The organism is Chimaeribacter sp. YP20170169 (genome assembly GCF_056739715.1).
Genome location: NZ_CP176824.1, coordinates 3,784,227 through 3,799,958 on the forward strand (window position 1 = coordinate 3,784,227; position 15,732 = coordinate 3,799,958).

Consider the following 15,732-nt stretch of genomic DNA (forward strand, 5'->3'; position numbering starts at 1 on the left):
TTGGCCGTTACAGTAGCGGATCCAGGCCGCCGCGCGCATCAAGCGCATGAATATCATCACAACCGCCGATATGCTGGCCATCAATGAAAATCTGGGGCACGGTCGTGCGGCCGCTGCGGGCGATCATCTCTTCGCGCTTTTCCGGATGCGCGTCGATGGCGATTTCAGCAAACGCCGCGCCTTTGGCATTCAGCAGCGCCTTTGCACGATGGCAGAAAGGGCAAGTTGCTTTGGTGTACATCTCGATCTTAGCCATGGATACCCTCCGTAATCAATTATTTACCACGGGCCAGCGGCAGGTTCTCGCCGCTCCAGCCTGCGATGCCCTCTTTCAGGATAGAGACATTCTCAAAGCCCGCTTTGTTCAGGGCTTCAGCGGAGGCGCGGGCGTTTACGCCGTTGGCGCATACCACCACGACCGGGCGTGCTTTGTGCTTGGCCAGCTCACCAACATTGTTGTTTTTAATATCAGCGGCCAACACATTCACGGAGTTGGTGATGTGACCCTTGCGGAACTCTTCACGCGGGCGCACGTCCACCACCAGGGCGTCCTCTTTGTTGATCAGGCGCGTCGCTTCGCCACGGGTGATTTCACGCACCTTGGAAAAACTGCTCTTGAAGGTCGTTACGATCACGGCAATCAGCAATGCCACCCAGGCCAGGCTCAGTACGAGGTGATCTCTAACGAATTCCATAATGTCTTGCATGGGGTGTAACAGCTCCCGTCAGTTAGGGGATAAAAATAGGGCTTCAGAGTATACCTGTGCGTTGCTTCAAATACAGCCACGAAGCCCGCACGCATGAAGAAAGTGCGGCGCAGCACGAAAAGTAGCACTGTTGCCTGGCAAAAGTTAACCCCTCCCTCGCCGCAACTTTGATCTTCCTGCGCTATGCCATTTCGCCATTCCGCTAAGATCCGCCGCCTTCCCTTTGTCAGATGAGACTATGCCATGTCGAGCATGAAAAAACCTACCGTACTGGTGATCCTGGATGGTTACGGCCACCGCGAACCCACCGCAGACAACGCCATCAGCAATGCCCGCACCCCAGTGATGGACGCCCTATGGCAGAACTGCCCCCACACGCTGATTGGTGCCTCTGGCCTTGATGTCGGTTTGCCTGACGGGCAGATGGGCAACTCGGAGGTGGGGCACGTTAATCTCGGCGCGGGCCGCATCGTCTATCAGGATTTGACCCGGCTGGACAAGGCGATCCAAGACGGTGACTTTGCGCAGAATCCGGTGCTGACGGCGGCAGTTGACCGGGCAGTGCAGGCCGGCAAGGCGGTGCACGTGATGGGGCTGCTGTCGGCCGGTGGCGTGCATAGCCATGAGGAGCACATTCTGGCGATGCTGGAGCTGGCCGCACGCCGTGGCGCGACCCGCCTCTACCTGCACGCCTTTTTGGATGGCCGCGACACCCCGCCGCGCAGCGCGCAGGCGTCACTGGCGCGTGCGGCAGCGAAGTGCGCCGAGCTGGGCGTTGGGCGCATCGCCTCGCTGGTCGGGCGCTACTACGCGATGGATCGCGACAACCGCTGGGAGCGGGTGCAGCTGGCTTATGACCTGCTGACGGGCGCCCGCGGCGCATTCTGCTGTGACGATGCGCTGGCCGGGCTGGAGGCCGCCTACGCGCGCGGCGAAAATGATGAGTTCGTGCAACCCACAGTGATCCGCGCCGCGAGCGAGCCGGAGGCGGCGATGGAGCAGGGCGACGCGCTGATCTTCATGAACTTCCGTGCCGACCGCGCGCGCCAGTTGACCCGCGCCTTCACCCAACCGGACTTCAGCGGCTTCCCGCGCCAACGAGTGCTGCCTTCCGCCTCCTTCGTGATGCTGACCGAGTATGCCGCCGATATTCAGGCCGCCTGCGCCTACCCGCCCGCCTCGCTGGACAACACCCTTGGCGAGTGGCTGATGAAGCAGGGCAAAACCCAGTTGCGTATCTCTGAAACCGAGAAGTACGCCCACGTCACCTTCTTCTTCAACGGCGGCGTGGAGACGCCTTTCGCTGGCGAAGAACGCATTCTGGTCAACTCGCCCAAGGTCGCGACCTATGACCTGCAACCGGAGATGAGTGCGCCAGAGTTGACGGAGAAACTGCTGGCAGCCATCGGCAGCGGCCGCCATGACCTGATCGTCTGCAACTACCCCAACGGTGATATGGTCGGCCATACCGGCGTCTATCCGGCGGCAGTGGCGGCGATTGAGGCGCTGGATGGGTGCCTTGGGCAGGTGGCAGCAGCGGTGCAGGCCGCTGGCGGCCAGTTGCTGGTCACCGCAGACCATGGCAATGCTGAGCAGATGCGCGATGAGACCACCGGTCAGGCGCACACCGCCCACACCAGCCTGCCGGTGCCGCTGATCTACGTTGGCCGGCCGGCGGAAGCGGCGGCGGGCGGCAAGCTCTCGGACATCGCCCCGACCCTGCTGCACCTGATGGATCTGCCGGTGCCGGCAGAGATGAGCGGCACCCCGCTGTTCACGCTGAAGTGACCTTCCGGGGCCGGCGATGCGTCGGCCCCCTTCCCGCCTCTCCTGCCGCTTATCGCGCAAATAAGAAGAAAACTTTAACACTTCAGCGGTGGCATTTCCGGCAGGAATCGAAATACTAGAGAGATTGCCCGTCGCTGGCGCACGGCTTTTGGTTGTGCATCAGGCGCTTGATCGATGCTAGGATAACCCACGGGATTTGCCCTGACAGGACGAATCAGCTTTCACATAATGGACGACAGTTTGCGTAAATCTCCCTCTTTCAGCCCGACGCCCCTTCCCCCCTTCCGACCTGCGCAGGGCACGCTGCGCTGCCTGCTGGCCGCCGGGTTGTGGGCCGGTGCGTTGCTGGCGTCACCCGCGCTGCATGCCGAGGACAACAAGCAGCAGCTGAAGTCCCTCCAGCAGGACATTGCCGAGAAAGAGAAGCAGGTTCAGCAGCAGAAACAGCAGCGCAGCACCCTGCTCGACCAGCTGCGAGCGCAGGAGAAGATCATCGCCCAAGCCAGCCGGCAACTGCGGGAGACGCAGGGCGTCCTGAGCGCGCTGGAGAAGGAGATTGCCGGGCTGAACGCCTCCATCCGCACCCTGCAAAAGCAGCAATCCAGCCAGCAGACCATTCTGGCGCAGCAGCTCGACGCCGCCTTCCGCCTCGGCCAGCACAATGGCGTGCAGCTGATCCTGAGCGGCGAGGAGAGCCAGCGCAGCGAGCGGGTGCTGGCCTATTTTGGCTACCTGAATGAGGCGCGCCAGAAGACCATCAACACGCTGGCGAAGACCCGTTCCGATCTGGCTGATCAGCGCAAGTCACTGAAAGCCAAGCAGGAGCAGCAGAGTCAGTTGCTGGCCCAGCAGCAGACACAACAGCAGACGCTGGAGCAGGCGCGCGTCGGGCGGCAGAAAACCCTGACCTCGCTGGAGGCGTCGCTGGAGAAAGATCAGGCGCGGCTGGCGGAGTTACGGCAGAACGAAACCCGTCTGCGCGACCAGATCGCCCGCGCCGAGCGTGAGGCCCGCGCCCGTGCGGAGCGCGAGGCACGCGAGGCCGAGAAGGTACGCGCCAAAGAGCAGCAGGCGAAGAAACGCGGCAGCAGCTACAAACCCACCGAGAGCGAGCGCTCGCTGATGGCACGTACCGGCGGGCTGGGTCGCCCCTCCGGGCAGGCGCTCTGGCCGGCACGCGGGCGGGTGATCCACCGCTTTGGCGAGCCGCTCCAGGGCGAGCTGCGCTGGAAAGGGATGGTGATCGCCGCCGCCGAAGGCAGCGAGGTCAAGGCCGTCGCCGATGGCCGCGTGCTGCTGGCGGACTGGCTGCAGGGCTATGGCTTGGTGGTGGTGGTCGAACACGGCAAAGGCGACATGAGCCTCTATGGCTACAACCAGAGTGCGCTGGTCAATGTCGGGCAACAGGTCAAGGCCGGGCAGCCGATTGCGCTGGTCGGCACCAGCGGCGGCCAAGGACAGCCGGCGCTCTATTTTGAAATCCGACGCCAGGGACAGGCGGTAAACCCACAGCCGTGGTTGGGAAGATAAGTCGTGGTAGAACGAGTATGGAAGAGTAAGAAACGTCACCTCGCCGCAGCCTTGAGCACCCTGCTGCTGGCATGTTCCGCCCACGCCGGGAAGTTGTCGATTGTGATTGATGACGTCGGCTACCGGCTCCACAACGAAAATCAGGTCTTGCAGATGCCGCTACCGGTCACGGTCGCCATCCTGCCCAACGCCCCGCACTCCCATGAGATGGCGATGCGGGCGCACAATCAGGGGCGCGAGATCCTTATCCACATGCCGATGGCGCCGCTGAGCAAGCAGCCGCTGGAGCGCGACACCCTGCAACCCTCCATGAGCCGCGATGAGGTGCAGCGTATCATTCGTCAGGCGGTGGCCAACGTGCCCTATGCCGTCGGCATGAATAACCACATGGGCAGCGCCATGACCTCCAGCCTGCCAGCGATGCAGAACGTGATGCAGGCGCTGAGCAGCTACCGGCTGTTTTTCCTCGACAGCATGACCATCGGCAGCAGCCAGGCGACGCGCGCCGCGGCGGGCACCTCCGTCCGCGTGATTAAGCGGCGGGTCTTCCTGGATGACGTGCAGAGCGAAGCGGAGGTGCGCCGCCAGTTTGAACGCGCGGTGCAACTGGCGCGCCGCAACGGGTCGGCGATTGCCATCGGCCACCCGCACCCCACCACCATCCGCGTGCTCCAGCAGATGTTGCCGACGCTGCCCAAAGACATTGTGCTGGTGCGCCCAAGCGATCTGCTGAACGAACCGGCCTCCGCTGGGCAGTCGCCAGCCGCCGCGCCGCCGAAAGTGGCCCCGCCACCGAAAGCGGAGCCGCGCAACCCGTTCCACGGCGTGCGGCAGTGCCGGGTGAAACAGCCGCCGCAGCCGGTCTATGCTGACGCGATGCTGAAAGCCATCGGCGAAAGCCTGATCACCTCTGACGCCCTGCGCTTTATCAACCGCGAATGGGCGCAGTGGCAGGCGCTGGATCTGGTGCCGGACGCGACGCCAGAGACCGCCGGCGACCGTTGATGCCTGCCCCGCCCCCCTCAATCAGGGGGCGGGGTAGATCCGCCGGATTCGCTCCCACTGCTGTTTGAGTTTGTCAGCCAGGGTCATGGTTTCCGTGCTGGCATACCACGCTTTCAAATATTTCAAAAACGAGTAGAGCACCGCATAACTGCCGGTCACCACGCCCACCTTTCCCGCCCGCCATGCCCCGCTGAAAAAATACCACTTAAACAGTGCCCCGATAGCGCTGGCGATGCCGCGCCACAAAGAGGGCGTGACCGGTTTATATTTCACCAGCCGGGTGGTGTAGCTGTTCGCCTTAGTGAACACCTCATGGAGGGAGTAAAAGGTATCGTGGCGCACGGAACCCGGAATGATCTCCGTGCGGCTAAAGCCCTCGGCGGCGTCATCCACCGGCTGGTCGTTGAAGAGCACCACGTTGCGGTGGAACAGCCGAACCGGAAAATCGGGGGAAGAGACGGGGTAGATCGTCCTGACCGGCTGGCCCAGCACAAACCAGTGACGGCAAAGCCGCCAGGCCGTATGGGGGTCTGGGTTGGGTACGAGTTTGAAGTGCAGTAGCCAGCACAGGGCCTGCGCGTCCATGATCTCATCGCTGTCCATGCACAGCACCCAAGGGTGGCGCGCGCGCTGGATGGCGAGATTCATCTGTCGGCCATGCGTCTCATAGGGGGCGTAGTGCGGTTCGCACCCCAGCTCGCGGCAAATGGCCAGGGTGTTGTCGCTGCTGCCAGAATCCACAATCACAATGTCATCGGAGAGCATTAGCAAGGGCGTTAATACTTCCCTAATTAATCGCTCCGAATTATAAGTCAGTACACAAACGCTTAATTCCATGATGTTTTCTCTCCCTCCTGCTGGAAATGAGGCTCCTATATAGGCAGCAGAGGGGAGAAATCAAATGCCCCGCGCCAGATGTTTGCCGCGGGGCAAGGAAAGGTGAATTAATCCCAATTCAGGATGACTTTGCCAGATTGGCCGGAGCGCATGGTGTCGAAGCCCTGTTGGAAGGCATCAATCGGGAACTGGTGGGTAATGATGGGGCTAAGATCCAGCCCGGACTGGAGCAGCGCCGCCATCTTGTACCAGGTCTCGAACATTTCACGCCCATAGATCCCTTTGATAAACAGCCCCTTGAAGATCACCTGGTTCCAGTCGATGGACATTTCCGAGGGCGGGATACCGAGCAGCGCGATGCGCCCGCCGTGGTTCATCGCCTGCAACAGCGAGCGGAAGGCGGGCGGCGCGCCAGACATTTCCAACCCGACATCAAAGCCCTCGGTCATGCCCAGCTCGGCCATCACCTCCGGCAGGCTCTCGCGGCTGATGTCTACCGCCCGCGTCACGCCCATCTGGCGCGCCAGCGCCAGCCGGTACTCGTTTACATCAGTGATCACCACATGGCGCGCACCAACGTGCCGACAGACCGCCGCCGCCATAATACCAATCGGCCCTGCGCCGGTGATCAGCACATCCTCGCCCACCAGATCAAATGACAGGGCGGTGTGCACCGCATTGCCGAAGGGATCAAAGATCGCCGCCAGCTCATCGGGAATGTTGTCCGGAATTTTGAAGGCATTGAAGGCCGGGATCACCAGATACTCGGCAAAGCAGCCAGGGCGGTTGACGCCGACGCCCACCGCATTGCGGCACAGGTGGGTGCGGCCGGCACGGCAGTTGCGACAGTGGCCGCAGGTGATGTGCCCCTCGCCGGAGACGCGGTCACCGAGGCTGAAGCCGCGCACCTCCTGCCCAATCGCCACCACCTCCCCTACATACTCATGCCCGACCACCATCGGCACCGGGATGGTCTTCTGCGACCACTCATCCCAGTTGTAGATGTGCACATCCGTGCCGCAGATGGCGGTCTTGCGGATTTTAATCATCAGGTCGTTATGGCCCAATACCGGCTCCGGCGCGTCGGTCATCCAGATGCCGGTCTCTGCTTTCAGTTTGGCGAGTGCTTTCATAACCGCTCCTTAGTGAATCACGCCCAATTGCTGGCCGATGCGGGTGAACGCCGCCACCGCCTGCTCAATCTGCTCGGGGGTATGCGCCGCGGACATCTGGGTGCGAATGCGCGCCTGCCCCTTAGGCACCACCGGGTAGAAGAAGCCGGTGACGTAGATGCCCTCCTGTTGCAATGCCGTGGCGAACGCCTGCGCCAGCGACGCCTCGCCCAGCATCACCGGGATGATGGCGTGATCCGCCCCAGCCAGGGTAAAGCCCGCCGCCTGCATCTGCTGGCGGAACTGCGCCGCATTCGCCCACAGTCTCTCGCGCAGCGCGCTGCCCTGCTCCAGCATCGTCAGCACCTCCAGTGAGGCGGCGACAATCGCCGGGGCCAACGAGTTGGAGAAGAGATAGGGGCGCGAGCACTGGCGCAGCCACTCCACCACCTCCCGGCGCGCCGCGGTGTAGCCGCCAGACGCCCCGCCCAGTGCCTTGCCCAGCGTGCCGGTGATGATGTCGACCCGCCCCATCACACCGCAGTACTCATGGGTGCCGCGCCCCTGCTGGCCGACCACGCCCACGGCGTGCGAGTCATCGACCATCACCAGCGCCTGATACTCCTCGGCCAAATCGCAGATGCCCGCCAGGTTGGCGATCACCCCATCCATTGAGAACACGCCGTCGGTGGCGATCAGGATATGGCGTGCGCCCTCAGCCCGCGCCTGCTCCAGACAGTCGCGCAGCGCTGCCATGTCATTGTTGGCGTAACGGTAGCGCCGCGCCTTGCAGAGCCTCACCCCGTCAATGATGGAGGCGTGGTTGAGCGCATCGGAGATCACCGCATCCTCCGGCCCCAGCAGCGTCTCGAACAGCCCGCCGTTGGCGTCGAAACAGGAGGAGTAGAGAATCGCGTCCTCCATGCCAAGGAAGGCCGCCAGCCGCTGCTCCAGCGCCTTGTGCTGATCCTGGGTGCCGCAGATAAAGCGCACCGAGGCCATGCCGAAGCCGTGGCTCGCCATGCCAGCCTGCGCAGCGGCAATCAGGTCAGGGTGGTTCGCCAGCCCAAGGTAGTTATTGGCGCAGAAATTGAGGAGCGGCGCGCCCTCCGCCAGCGTGATCTCCGCCTGCTGGGCGCTGGTGATAATGCGTTCGCTCTTGAACAACCCTTCGTTCCGGGCGGCTGCGAGCTGCCCTTCCAACTGCTGGTAGAAAGATATCGACATGCGGTTATCTCCGGGAATGGCCATTTTTAAAGTGATATTACGGGCGGATTGGTGGAATAACGATGCAGCCGGGGCAGGAAATGTCACTTTTGCAGCATAGTTCACGGCAATCACGCCGTTGGCCGCAGGCAATCCGGCAGATTCGGCCGCTCACCCGCTGCTTGCCGGGGAGTGAAGTGCTATGATATTGCCCATTAAAGCGCGGGGCATGGTGCCCCGCCGGAAAGACGCATAAAGGTAAACCCCATGATTATTGTCACTGGCGGCGCCGGCTTTATCGGCAGCAACATCGTTAAATCCCTGAATGATATGGGGTACCGGGACATTCTGGTGGTGGACAACCTGAAAGATGGCACCAAGTTCGTTAACCTGGTGGATCTGGACATTGCCGACTACATGGACAAAGAGGATTTCATCGCCAGCGTGCTGGCCGGTGATGACATGGGCGATATCGACGCCGTTTTCCATGAGGGTGCCTGCTCCTCCACCACTGAGTGGGATGGCAAGTACATGATGGACAACAACTATCAGTACTCGAAAGACCTGCTGCACTTCTGCCTGGAGCGTGATATTCCGTTCCTCTACGCCTCCTCCGCCGCCACCTACGGCGGCCGCGATGGCAACTTCATTGAAGAGCGCCAGTACGAGCAGCCGTTGAACGTCTACGGCTACTCCAAGTTCCTGTTTGACCAGTACGTGCGTGAGATCCTGCCGCACGCCAGCTCCCAGATCTGCGGCTTCCGCTACTTCAACGTCTACGGGCCGCGCGAAGGGCACAAAGGTAGCATGGCGAGCGTGGCCTTCCACCTCAACAACCAGATCAAGGCTGGCGACGCGCCGAAACTGTTCGAAGGCAGTGAAGGCTTCCAGCGTGACTTCATCTACGTCGGTGACGTGGCGGCGGTCAACCTCTGGTTCTGGCAGAACGGCGTCTCTGGCATCTTCAACTGCGGCACCGGCCGTGCCGAGTCCTTCCAGGCCGTGGCAGACGCGGTGGTCGGCTACCACAACGCTGGCGGCGTCGAGTACATCCCGTTCCCGGAGAAGCTGAAGGGGCGCTACCAGTCGTTCACTCAGGCAGACCTGACCAAGCTGCGCGCGGCTGGCTATGACAAGCCGTTCAAAACCGTGGCGGAAGGGGTAACCGAGTACATGGCCTGGCTGAACCGCAGCGCCTAAGCCCCCGCCATAAGGAACTGACGCGGTATGAAAATCCTGGTTATCGGCCCCTCCTGGGTAGGCGACATGATGATGTCGCAGAGCCTTTACCGTACCCTCAAGGCCGATCATCCCTCCGCCCAGATTGACGTGATGGCGCCCGCGTGGTGCCGTCCGCTGCTCGAGCGGATGCCAGAGGTCAACGAGGCGCTGGCGATGCCGCTTGGGCATGGGGCGCTGGCCCTTGGCGAGCGCCGTCGGCTGGGCGTGTCGCTGCGCGATCGCGGCTATGACCGTGCCTATGTGCTGCCCAACTCCTTCAAGTCGGCGCTGGTGCCGTTCTTCGCCCGCATTCCGCAGCGCATCGGCTGGCGCGGTGAGATGCGTTACGGCCTGCTGAACGACATCCGCACGCTGGACAAGGCCGCCTTCCCACTGATGGTGCAGCGCTACGTGGCGCTGGCCTATGAGGCGAAGCGCGTGCAGAGCTGGAAAGATCTGGCCCAGCCGCTGCTGTGGCCGCGGTTGCAGGTGGCCGACCATGAGATCGCCACCGCCTGCGCCGCCTTCAACATTCCGGCTGACCGCCCGCTGATTGGCTTCTGCCCCGGTGCGGAGTTTGGCCCGGCAAAACGCTGGCCGCACACCCACTATGCGGCGCTGGCGGAGAAGCTGGTGGCCGAGGGCTATCAGGTGGTGCTGTTTGGCTCCGCCAAAGATCATGCCGTGGGCGAGGAGATCCGCGCCACGCTGGGCGAGCAGGCCCAGTCGCACTGCCTCAACCTGGCCGGCAAGACACAGCTGGATCAGGCGGTGGTGCTGATTGCCGCCTGCCGGGCAGTGGTGAGCAACGACTCCGGCCTGATGCATGTGGCGGCGGCGCTTGACCGCCCGCTGGTGGCGCTCTACGGCCCCAGCAGCCCGGACTTCACGCCGCCCCTCTCCAAGCAGGCAAGGGTTATCCGCCTGATCACCGGTTACCACAAGGTGCGTAAGGGAGATGCCGAACAGGGCTACCACCAGAGTTTGATCGACATTACGCCTGAGCGGGCCTTTGCCGAGCTGGATGCCCTGCTCACCGCAGGCAAGGAGAGTTAATGCACGTTTTGATTGTTAAAACCTCATCCATGGGGGACGTGCTGCATACGCTTCCGGCCCTGACCGACGCCATGACGGCGCTGCCCGGCATCCAGTTTGACTGGGTGGTGGAGGAGGCGTTCAGCCAGATCCCCTCCTGGCATCCGGCGGTAGATCGGGTGATTCCGGTCGCCATCCGCCGCTGGCGTAAAAACTGGTTCGGCGCCGAGACCCGCCAGCAGCGCTGCGACTTCAAGCGTGAGCTGCAACTGCGCCACTATGACGCCGTGATTGATGCCCAAGGGCTGATGAAGAGTGCCGCGCTGATCACCCGTCTGGCACATGGCGAGAAGCATGGGCAGGACGTCGCCAGCGCCCGCGAGCCGTTCGCCAGCTGGTTCTTCAACCAACGCCACGACATCAACAAACGCCAGCACGCGGTGGAGCGCACGCGCGAGCTGTTCGCCAAAAGCCTCGGCTATCCGCAGCCGCAGGGCCAGGGCGATTACGCGATTGCCGCCCGCTTCCTGCGCGAGCAACCCGCCGATGCCGGGCACTATCTGGCCTTCCTGCACGCCACCACCCGTGACGACAAGCACTGGCCCGAAGAGCACTGGCGCGCGCTGATCGCCCTGATGGAGCCGACCGGGCTGCGCATCAAACTGCCGTGGGGCGCGGAGCATGAGCACCAGCGCGCCCAGCGGCTGGCCGCCGGTTACCCCCACGTGGAGGTGCTGCCGAAGCTGACGCTGGAGAACGTGGCGAAAGTACTGGCCGGCGCACGCGCGGTGGTCTCGGTCGATACTGGCCTAAGCCACCTGACCGCCGCCCTCGACCGCCCCAACATCACGCTCTACGGCCCCACCGACCCCGGCCTGATTGGCGGCTACGGCCAGAATCAGATCGCCTGCCGCCCCACCAGTGGCAACAGCATGGCGGATATCAGTGCCGCCCAGGTGTATGAAAAACTGAAAACGGAGCAGCTGATCAGTGGGCACCCTCTTTAAACAGATCTACCGCTACACCCGCCCCCGTCCCTATCGCCACAATGAAAACCTTTGGCCCTACATGAAGATAGGCCGGGCGGCCTCTGGTGACATTACTTCATTGATCTATAAAGGTCAGCGCGTGCCGCTGGCCGACCTCAGCGCCCTGCGCGCCAGTTGCAGCGGTTCGCTGCTGCTGACGGCCACTGGCCCCTCGGTGCGCGACATCCGCTTCAAAACCCCCGCGCCAGTGCCCGCAATGGGCGTCAACGGCGCGTATTTCTTGCATGAGAAGGTCGGCTTCCTCTTCTATGTGGTGGTCGACATGGGGTTCTTTGACCAGAAGCGGGAGATCATTGCTGACGTGATCCGTGACCCGGCGTTGACGCTGTTTACCACCGCCCACGGCATTGCGCGGATTCTGGATAGGCATGGCCTAAGTGCGGTGCGCTGCACGTTGGCGCTGATTGAGGATGCAGCCTTCAAAATCTACCAGCCCAAAATTGAGGCTGATGCGTTGCAAACAGCCTACGGCGCGCATCCCGCGGCCCACTTTGCGCCGGGCCGCCCGGATATTGGCTTCAGCACTGATATCCGCATCGGTATTTTTGACGCTGGCACCGTGGCGTACTGGGCCTTGCAGATCGCCGCCTATCTGGGATTCCAGGAGATTTTGATCGCTGGGCTGGATATGAACAATTTCCACCAGCCACGGTTCTATGAAACGGAGGAGAACAAGCAGCCCTCTTATCTGGCCAGCAGCCTGACCACCCTGATCCTGCCGGCGTTGGCCCATGCCAGTCAGGTTCTGCAACAGCGGCAAACCCGGGTGATAAATCTCTCACTGAACAGCGCCATTGATGGCACCATCTTTGAAAAGGCTGATTACCATGTCCTCTTTACCTAGCCGTCTCTCCCTGGAGCGACTATGTTTTGCCTTTTTCGGCTCGTTTCTCTTTTTTAGCGCCATTTTTTGCAGCTATACCCGCGTCACCAACCTGTTTCACCTGGCTGCCGTCTGCTTCTTATTGATGCTTTGGCGTCAGCCACTGTTTCGCCAGAATTTGTGGGCCAACCCACGGTTAAAAACCGGGCTGGTGATGGCGGCCCTCTATTTGGGCTATTACAGCCTGAGCAACCTGTGGACCACCCACCCGATCAATATTGAGTCAACGCTGAAGCATGGCTTCTACATGCTGTGCTTTTTAAGCATGGCCGTAGCCACGCTGAATGGCCGCTACCGGACGCAGTGCTACCTGGCTATCTGTGTCGGGTTTACCATGCTGGCGCTGTTTTTGATGGGGATTGACTACCAGAACATCATGAGCAACCGGCTGATGTCGCTGCAAAGTCCGGGGCCGCAGAATGTGATTGATGTGGGCGGCTATTTTGCCGTGGGTGTCCTGCTCTCGCTGATGGTGTTCCGCGATACCGGTCGCCATGCGGTGCTGGTGCTGACGCTAGTGCTGCTGGTCGCGCTGATGCTGACCCAAAGCCGTGGGCCATTGATTGCGTTGGGGCTATCCCTGCTGATGACTTCCCACCTGGGCATTTTCACCCGCCGCAATATGCTGGTTGGTGGGCTACTGCTGGCCATTCTGGTGGCTGGCTTTGCCCTGACCGGGCTGGGCGCGGTGATGGTGGAGCGCTTTGAGGAGCTGGCGGTACAGGTCTATCTGCGGCTCAGCATCTGGCACCACTCCCTGCACCTGATTAGCCAGGCCCCCCTCTTTGGGCATGGTTTTGATGCGCAACTGCACTTCACCAACTACAGCGGTGAGTTTATCACCACCACCCACAGTCTTTATCTGGGGGCGCTGTTGAAAGGGGGCATTGCCGGGTTCATCACGATGCTGTTACTGGTGGGTTATGGTTTGCGTTGTGCATTGCGCTGCATCCGCGAGGAGAGGCGGCCAGAGGCAGCTATGTTTTTGTTCATGCTGATCTTCTATCTCTCCCAAGGGATGTTCAATATCGGCAATCCAGGGGAGTTCTGGTATCTGTTCTGGTTCCCGTACGCGGTGATGATGACCAATCCGCGTAGCACGCCAGCGCTACTTAATCCCGCCCAAGGCTGACCAAACGGGGCGCACCCAGCGCCCCGCCATGCTTACCTCTGCGGCAGCAATGCCGCAACCTTCTCAAACACCTCATCGGCACTGATGATACAGAGCGGCTGGCGCTGCTGCGCTGGCGTCAGGTTTTTGGTGGACAACGGCACCTGGATTACGCGGTGCAACGCCGGATCCTGATAGGGGCCGGTATGGGCAGGGTTGGCGGTCACGAACAGGCTGACGGTCGGGGTTTTCAGCGCTATCGCCAGATGCAACGGGCCGGTGTCGCCAGTTACCATTACATCCATATTCTGCATGATGCCCAGCAGCGCCTTCAGGCCAGTTTTATTGATATGGCTGACCACCTGCTCCCGCTCCGGCGCGGTCAAGCCAGCCAGGAACTGCCGCTCCAGCTCCGACTCTTTTTGAGTACCAATCAGCACCACCTGATAGTCCGGGCCAAGGGCAATCAACCGTTTCGCCAGTGCGATAAAGCGCTCCACTGGCCAGCAACGCAGCACGCCAGAGGCGCCCATCTGGAAACCAATGATGGTTTTGCCGGGCGTTCTCACCAATGTCGGGAACGGCACAGGAATCACCATCTCGTGGTTATCGGCATCGCAGCCAAGGCGTCGCACCAGCTCAAGCTTGCGCTGGATCAGGTGGCCGTCATAACGCACAAATGGGTTTGCCAGCCACTGCTCCAGCCCACAGGGCTTGCCGCCGTAAATATCCTTCAGGATATATTCGCAGCCCGCCAGTACCGCGCTCAACACATCATAAGGCGGTTTGGCATGCAGGATGATCGCCAGTTCTGGCCGGTGGCGACGCAGTTGCTTCACCACGCGGAAGATATCCCGTACCTTCTCATCCCAATACACCACGTCATCGAAATAGTCGCTCTCTGCCACCAGCCCACGGTTTTTTTCACTGGAAACCAGCGTGATGAAGGCATCAGGATAGCGCGCCTTGACGGCCCTGATTGCCGGGGTGTTGAACATCAGGTCGCCCAGCGCCGTGGTGGAGTAGATGACGATGCTACGGAATGATTGGTCAGCGCTCAGGGTGCGGGGGTCTTTCAGCCGACGGCTCACCGCCACGTAGCCTTGCAGGAACAGGTTCGTCAGGGTGGTTTTCCACTTCTTTGCCATGATCAGTTCCGCACCTTACCCAAGGTGGCGTCGTAATACTCCGCCAGCGTCATGCCCTGGGTACGTTCGCTCAGCCAGCTAAACAACGCCTCCAGATCGCGATACAGCCCCTCAATCTCTTCGTCGTTTTTGAAGGTCGGGCTGCCGCCCGGCATGAATTCAGAGGAGTGCAGCATAAACTCCACGTAATCACTCCCTTCAGCCAGCGTCCGTTCCGCTACGGCTTTCATCGTGGCTAAATTGCCGCCAGAGGGACGCAGCCAGTGCACTGACGGCGAACGCTGCTTGCCGCGCAGGGCGTCATACCCCTGCTTAAGGCGATTCATCACCCCGGAGTGCTTGTACTGGATGCTCATCGGCACCTCGAGCAGCGTGGAGCGGCCGGGGCGGGAGATATCCTGCGGATCAATAAAATAGGCTGAGGTCGGGAAGTGGCGATAGTCGCTGCCACCCTGCCCAGCCGGGTCGCCGGGGGAGAAGCGCCAGTTGACGCGCGGCGTGACCGAGCAGTCCACCTGATAGCCATACTCCAGCAGCAGCGAGGCATAGAACTCATTGAATGCCCAGCGGCCAGCGCGGTGGCTGCGCATCTTGGTCTGGAAACTATCCTCGAGCAATTTGGTCATATGATCGACCTTGGCGCGGATCTGGTCAGCCGGGTACTCAATCAGGTAGGGCTTGTGCCGCCAGTCATCCTCGGTCAGTGCCACGATGGGCGGGTTGTTCCAGGCGTGCAGGTGCATCCCCACCTCGCCCTGACCACGCGCAATCACATCACGGGCAAACTCAACGTACCCTGCATCCATCGCCATCTCATAGTTGGTCAGGTACACCGGCTTGAAGCCGTACTTCTCACACAGCGCCTGAAAACGGGGAAGGTAGTGGGTGTTCTCCGTGGTAATCCGATCATGGTTCTGCCACAGGTTGTCGCCTTCGGTGTCGATGGTGATGAGAAATGCAGGTTTGGTCATAATTAATCAGCTAGGTGAATACAGATGTATCCATGTTACGCAGGCCAGCAATCTAGAGCAAATGGCAATGAAAATCCGGCTGACAGCTGGGCTAACACCTTGAAGTGTAGCCACATGGCGGGGGCTGAT

15 protein-coding genes are annotated in these 15,732 nt (G+C 61.4%); 8 read left to right on the forward strand and 7 right to left on the reverse strand.

All coding sequences use genetic code 11. From position 1 onward, the window contains the following. Positions 1-7 precede the first annotated feature (7 nt). Both grxC and ACK3SD_RS17250 read right to left on the reverse strand, forming a co-directional pair. Positions 8-256, reverse strand: coding sequence for a glutaredoxin 3 (grxC, locus tag ACK3SD_RS17245; RefSeq protein WP_137764743.1), 249 nt, complete (start codon positions 254-256; stop codon positions 8-10). A gap of 19 nt (positions 257-275) precedes the next feature. Further along, the gene (locus tag ACK3SD_RS17250; RefSeq protein WP_481126283.1) at positions 276-707 is read right to left on the reverse strand and encodes a rhodanese-like domain-containing protein; all 432 of its coding nucleotides are present in this window, start codon (positions 705-707) and stop codon (positions 276-278) included. A 243-nt stretch (positions 708-950) separates the two neighbouring features. Here ACK3SD_RS17250 and gpmM point away from each other — a divergent pair, with 243 nt between their 5' ends. The 3 genes from gpmM to ACK3SD_RS17265 all read left to right on the forward strand — a co-directional run bounded on the left by gpmM (position 951) and on the right by ACK3SD_RS17265 (position 5,030). Further along, positions 951-2,495: a 2,3-bisphosphoglycerate-independent phosphoglycerate mutase gene (gene gpmM, locus ACK3SD_RS17255; RefSeq protein ID WP_481126284.1), complete on the forward strand. Its 1,545-nt coding sequence runs from the start codon at positions 951-953 to the stop codon at positions 2,493-2,495. Between the two features lie 228 nt (positions 2,496-2,723). Next, entirely contained in the window at positions 2,724-4,025 is a 1,302-nt protein-coding gene (envC, locus tag ACK3SD_RS17260) for a murein hydrolase activator EnvC (protein ID WP_481126285.1), read from the forward strand. 51 nt (positions 4,026-4,076) lie between these two features. After that, entirely contained in the window at positions 4,077-5,030 is a 954-nt protein-coding gene (locus ACK3SD_RS17265) for a divergent polysaccharide deacetylase family protein (RefSeq protein ID WP_481127578.1), read from the forward strand. A gap of 21 nt (positions 5,031-5,051) precedes the next feature. Here ACK3SD_RS17265 and ACK3SD_RS17270 read toward each other — a convergent pair whose 3' ends face one another. The 3 genes from ACK3SD_RS17270 to kbl form a co-directional block, all read right to left on the reverse strand. Beyond that, positions 5,052-5,870: a glycosyltransferase family 2 protein gene (locus tag ACK3SD_RS17270; RefSeq protein WP_481127579.1), complete on the reverse strand. Its 819-nt coding sequence runs from the start codon at positions 5,868-5,870 to the stop codon at positions 5,052-5,054. A gap of 104 nt (positions 5,871-5,974) precedes the next feature. Next, a complete protein-coding gene (gene tdh, locus ACK3SD_RS17275) occupies positions 5,975-7,000 on the reverse strand; it encodes an L-threonine 3-dehydrogenase (protein WP_481126286.1) in 1,026 nt (341 codons plus the stop codon). Between the two features lie 9 nt (positions 7,001-7,009). Next, on the reverse strand, positions 7,010-8,206 hold the full coding sequence (gene kbl, locus ACK3SD_RS17280) for a glycine C-acetyltransferase (RefSeq protein WP_481126287.1): 1,197 nt from the start codon (positions 8,204-8,206) through the stop codon (positions 7,010-7,012). A gap of 246 nt (positions 8,207-8,452) precedes the next feature. Between kbl and rfaD the strand changes: the two genes are divergently transcribed. From rfaD to ACK3SD_RS17305, 5 genes are read left to right on the forward strand one after another with little or no spacing between them, the layout of a single operon-like run. After that, on the forward strand, positions 8,453-9,385 hold the full coding sequence (rfaD, locus tag ACK3SD_RS17285) for an ADP-glyceromanno-heptose 6-epimerase (protein WP_481126288.1): 933 nt from the start codon (positions 8,453-8,455) through the stop codon (positions 9,383-9,385). 27 nt (positions 9,386-9,412) lie between these two features. Then, entirely contained in the window at positions 9,413-10,462 is a 1,050-nt protein-coding gene (gene rfaF / locus ACK3SD_RS17290) for an ADP-heptose--LPS heptosyltransferase RfaF (RefSeq protein WP_481126289.1), read from the forward strand. Then, positions 10,462-11,448, forward strand: a complete 987-nt coding sequence (gene rfaC, locus ACK3SD_RS17295; protein ID WP_481126290.1) for a lipopolysaccharide heptosyltransferase RfaC — start codon at positions 10,462-10,464, stop codon at positions 11,446-11,448. The genes rfaF and rfaC overlap by 1 nt, the downstream gene beginning before the upstream one ends. Then, entirely contained in the window at positions 11,432-12,334 is a 903-nt protein-coding gene (locus tag ACK3SD_RS17300) for a sugar glycosyltransferase (RefSeq protein WP_481126291.1), read from the forward strand. The genes rfaC and ACK3SD_RS17300 overlap by 17 nt, the downstream gene beginning before the upstream one ends. Then, positions 12,318-13,505: an O-antigen ligase family protein gene (locus ACK3SD_RS17305; protein ID WP_481126292.1), complete on the forward strand. Its 1,188-nt coding sequence runs from the start codon at positions 12,318-12,320 to the stop codon at positions 13,503-13,505. Before ACK3SD_RS17300 ends, ACK3SD_RS17305 begins: the two co-directional genes overlap by 17 nt. A gap of 32 nt (positions 13,506-13,537) precedes the next feature. On the opposite strand, the gene ACK3SD_RS17310 is transcribed toward ACK3SD_RS17305, so the two are convergent. Together ACK3SD_RS17310 and ACK3SD_RS17315 are read right to left on the reverse strand one after the other, a co-directional pair. Further along, the gene (locus ACK3SD_RS17310; protein ID WP_481126293.1) at positions 13,538-14,632 is read right to left on the reverse strand and encodes a glycosyltransferase family 9 protein; all 1,095 of its coding nucleotides are present in this window, start codon (positions 14,630-14,632) and stop codon (positions 13,538-13,540) included. 2 nt (positions 14,633-14,634) lie between these two features. Then, positions 14,635-15,603 carry a polysaccharide deacetylase family protein gene (locus ACK3SD_RS17315; RefSeq protein ID WP_481126294.1) on the reverse strand — a complete coding sequence of 323 codons (969 nt, stop codon included), beginning with the start codon at positions 15,601-15,603 and terminating at the stop codon, positions 14,635-14,637. Positions 15,604-15,732 lie beyond the last annotated feature (129 nt).

What these genes read in the sequence shown, in the direction of transcription:
- grxC (WP_137764743.1), bottom strand. Translation starts at nt 256, where the DNA reads ATGGCTAAGATCGAGATGTACACCAAAGCAACTTGCCCTTTCTGCCAT.
- ACK3SD_RS17250 (WP_481126283.1), bottom strand. Translation starts at nt 707, where the DNA reads ATGCAAGACATTATGGAATTCGTTAGAGATCACCTCGTACTGAGCCTG.
- gpmM (WP_481126284.1), top strand. Translation starts at nt 951, where the DNA reads ATGTCGAGCATGAAAAAACCTACCGTACTGGTGATCCTGGATGGTTAC.
- envC (WP_481126285.1), top strand. Translation starts at nt 2,724, where the DNA reads ATGGACGACAGTTTGCGTAAATCTCCCTCTTTCAGCCCGACGCCCCTT.
- tdh (WP_481126286.1), bottom strand. Translation starts at nt 7,000, where the DNA reads ATGAAAGCACTCGCCAAACTGAAAGCAGAGACCGGCATCTGGATGACC.
- kbl (WP_481126287.1), bottom strand. Translation starts at nt 8,206, where the DNA reads ATGTCGATATCTTTCTACCAGCAGTTGGAAGGGCAGCTCGCAGCCGCC.
- rfaD (WP_481126288.1), top strand. Translation starts at nt 8,453, where the DNA reads ATGATTATTGTCACTGGCGGCGCCGGCTTTATCGGCAGCAACATCGTT.
- rfaF (WP_481126289.1), top strand. Translation starts at nt 9,413, where the DNA reads ATGAAAATCCTGGTTATCGGCCCCTCCTGGGTAGGCGACATGATGATG.
- rfaC (WP_481126290.1), top strand. Translation starts at nt 10,462, where the DNA reads ATGCACGTTTTGATTGTTAAAACCTCATCCATGGGGGACGTGCTGCAT.
- ACK3SD_RS17305 (WP_481126292.1), top strand. Translation starts at nt 12,318, where the DNA reads ATGTCCTCTTTACCTAGCCGTCTCTCCCTGGAGCGACTATGTTTTGCC.
- ACK3SD_RS17310 (WP_481126293.1), bottom strand. Translation starts at nt 14,632, where the DNA reads ATGGCAAAGAAGTGGAAAACCACCCTGACGAACCTGTTCCTGCAAGGC.
- ACK3SD_RS17315 (WP_481126294.1), bottom strand. Translation starts at nt 15,603, where the DNA reads ATGACCAAACCTGCATTTCTCATCACCATCGACACCGAAGGCGACAAC.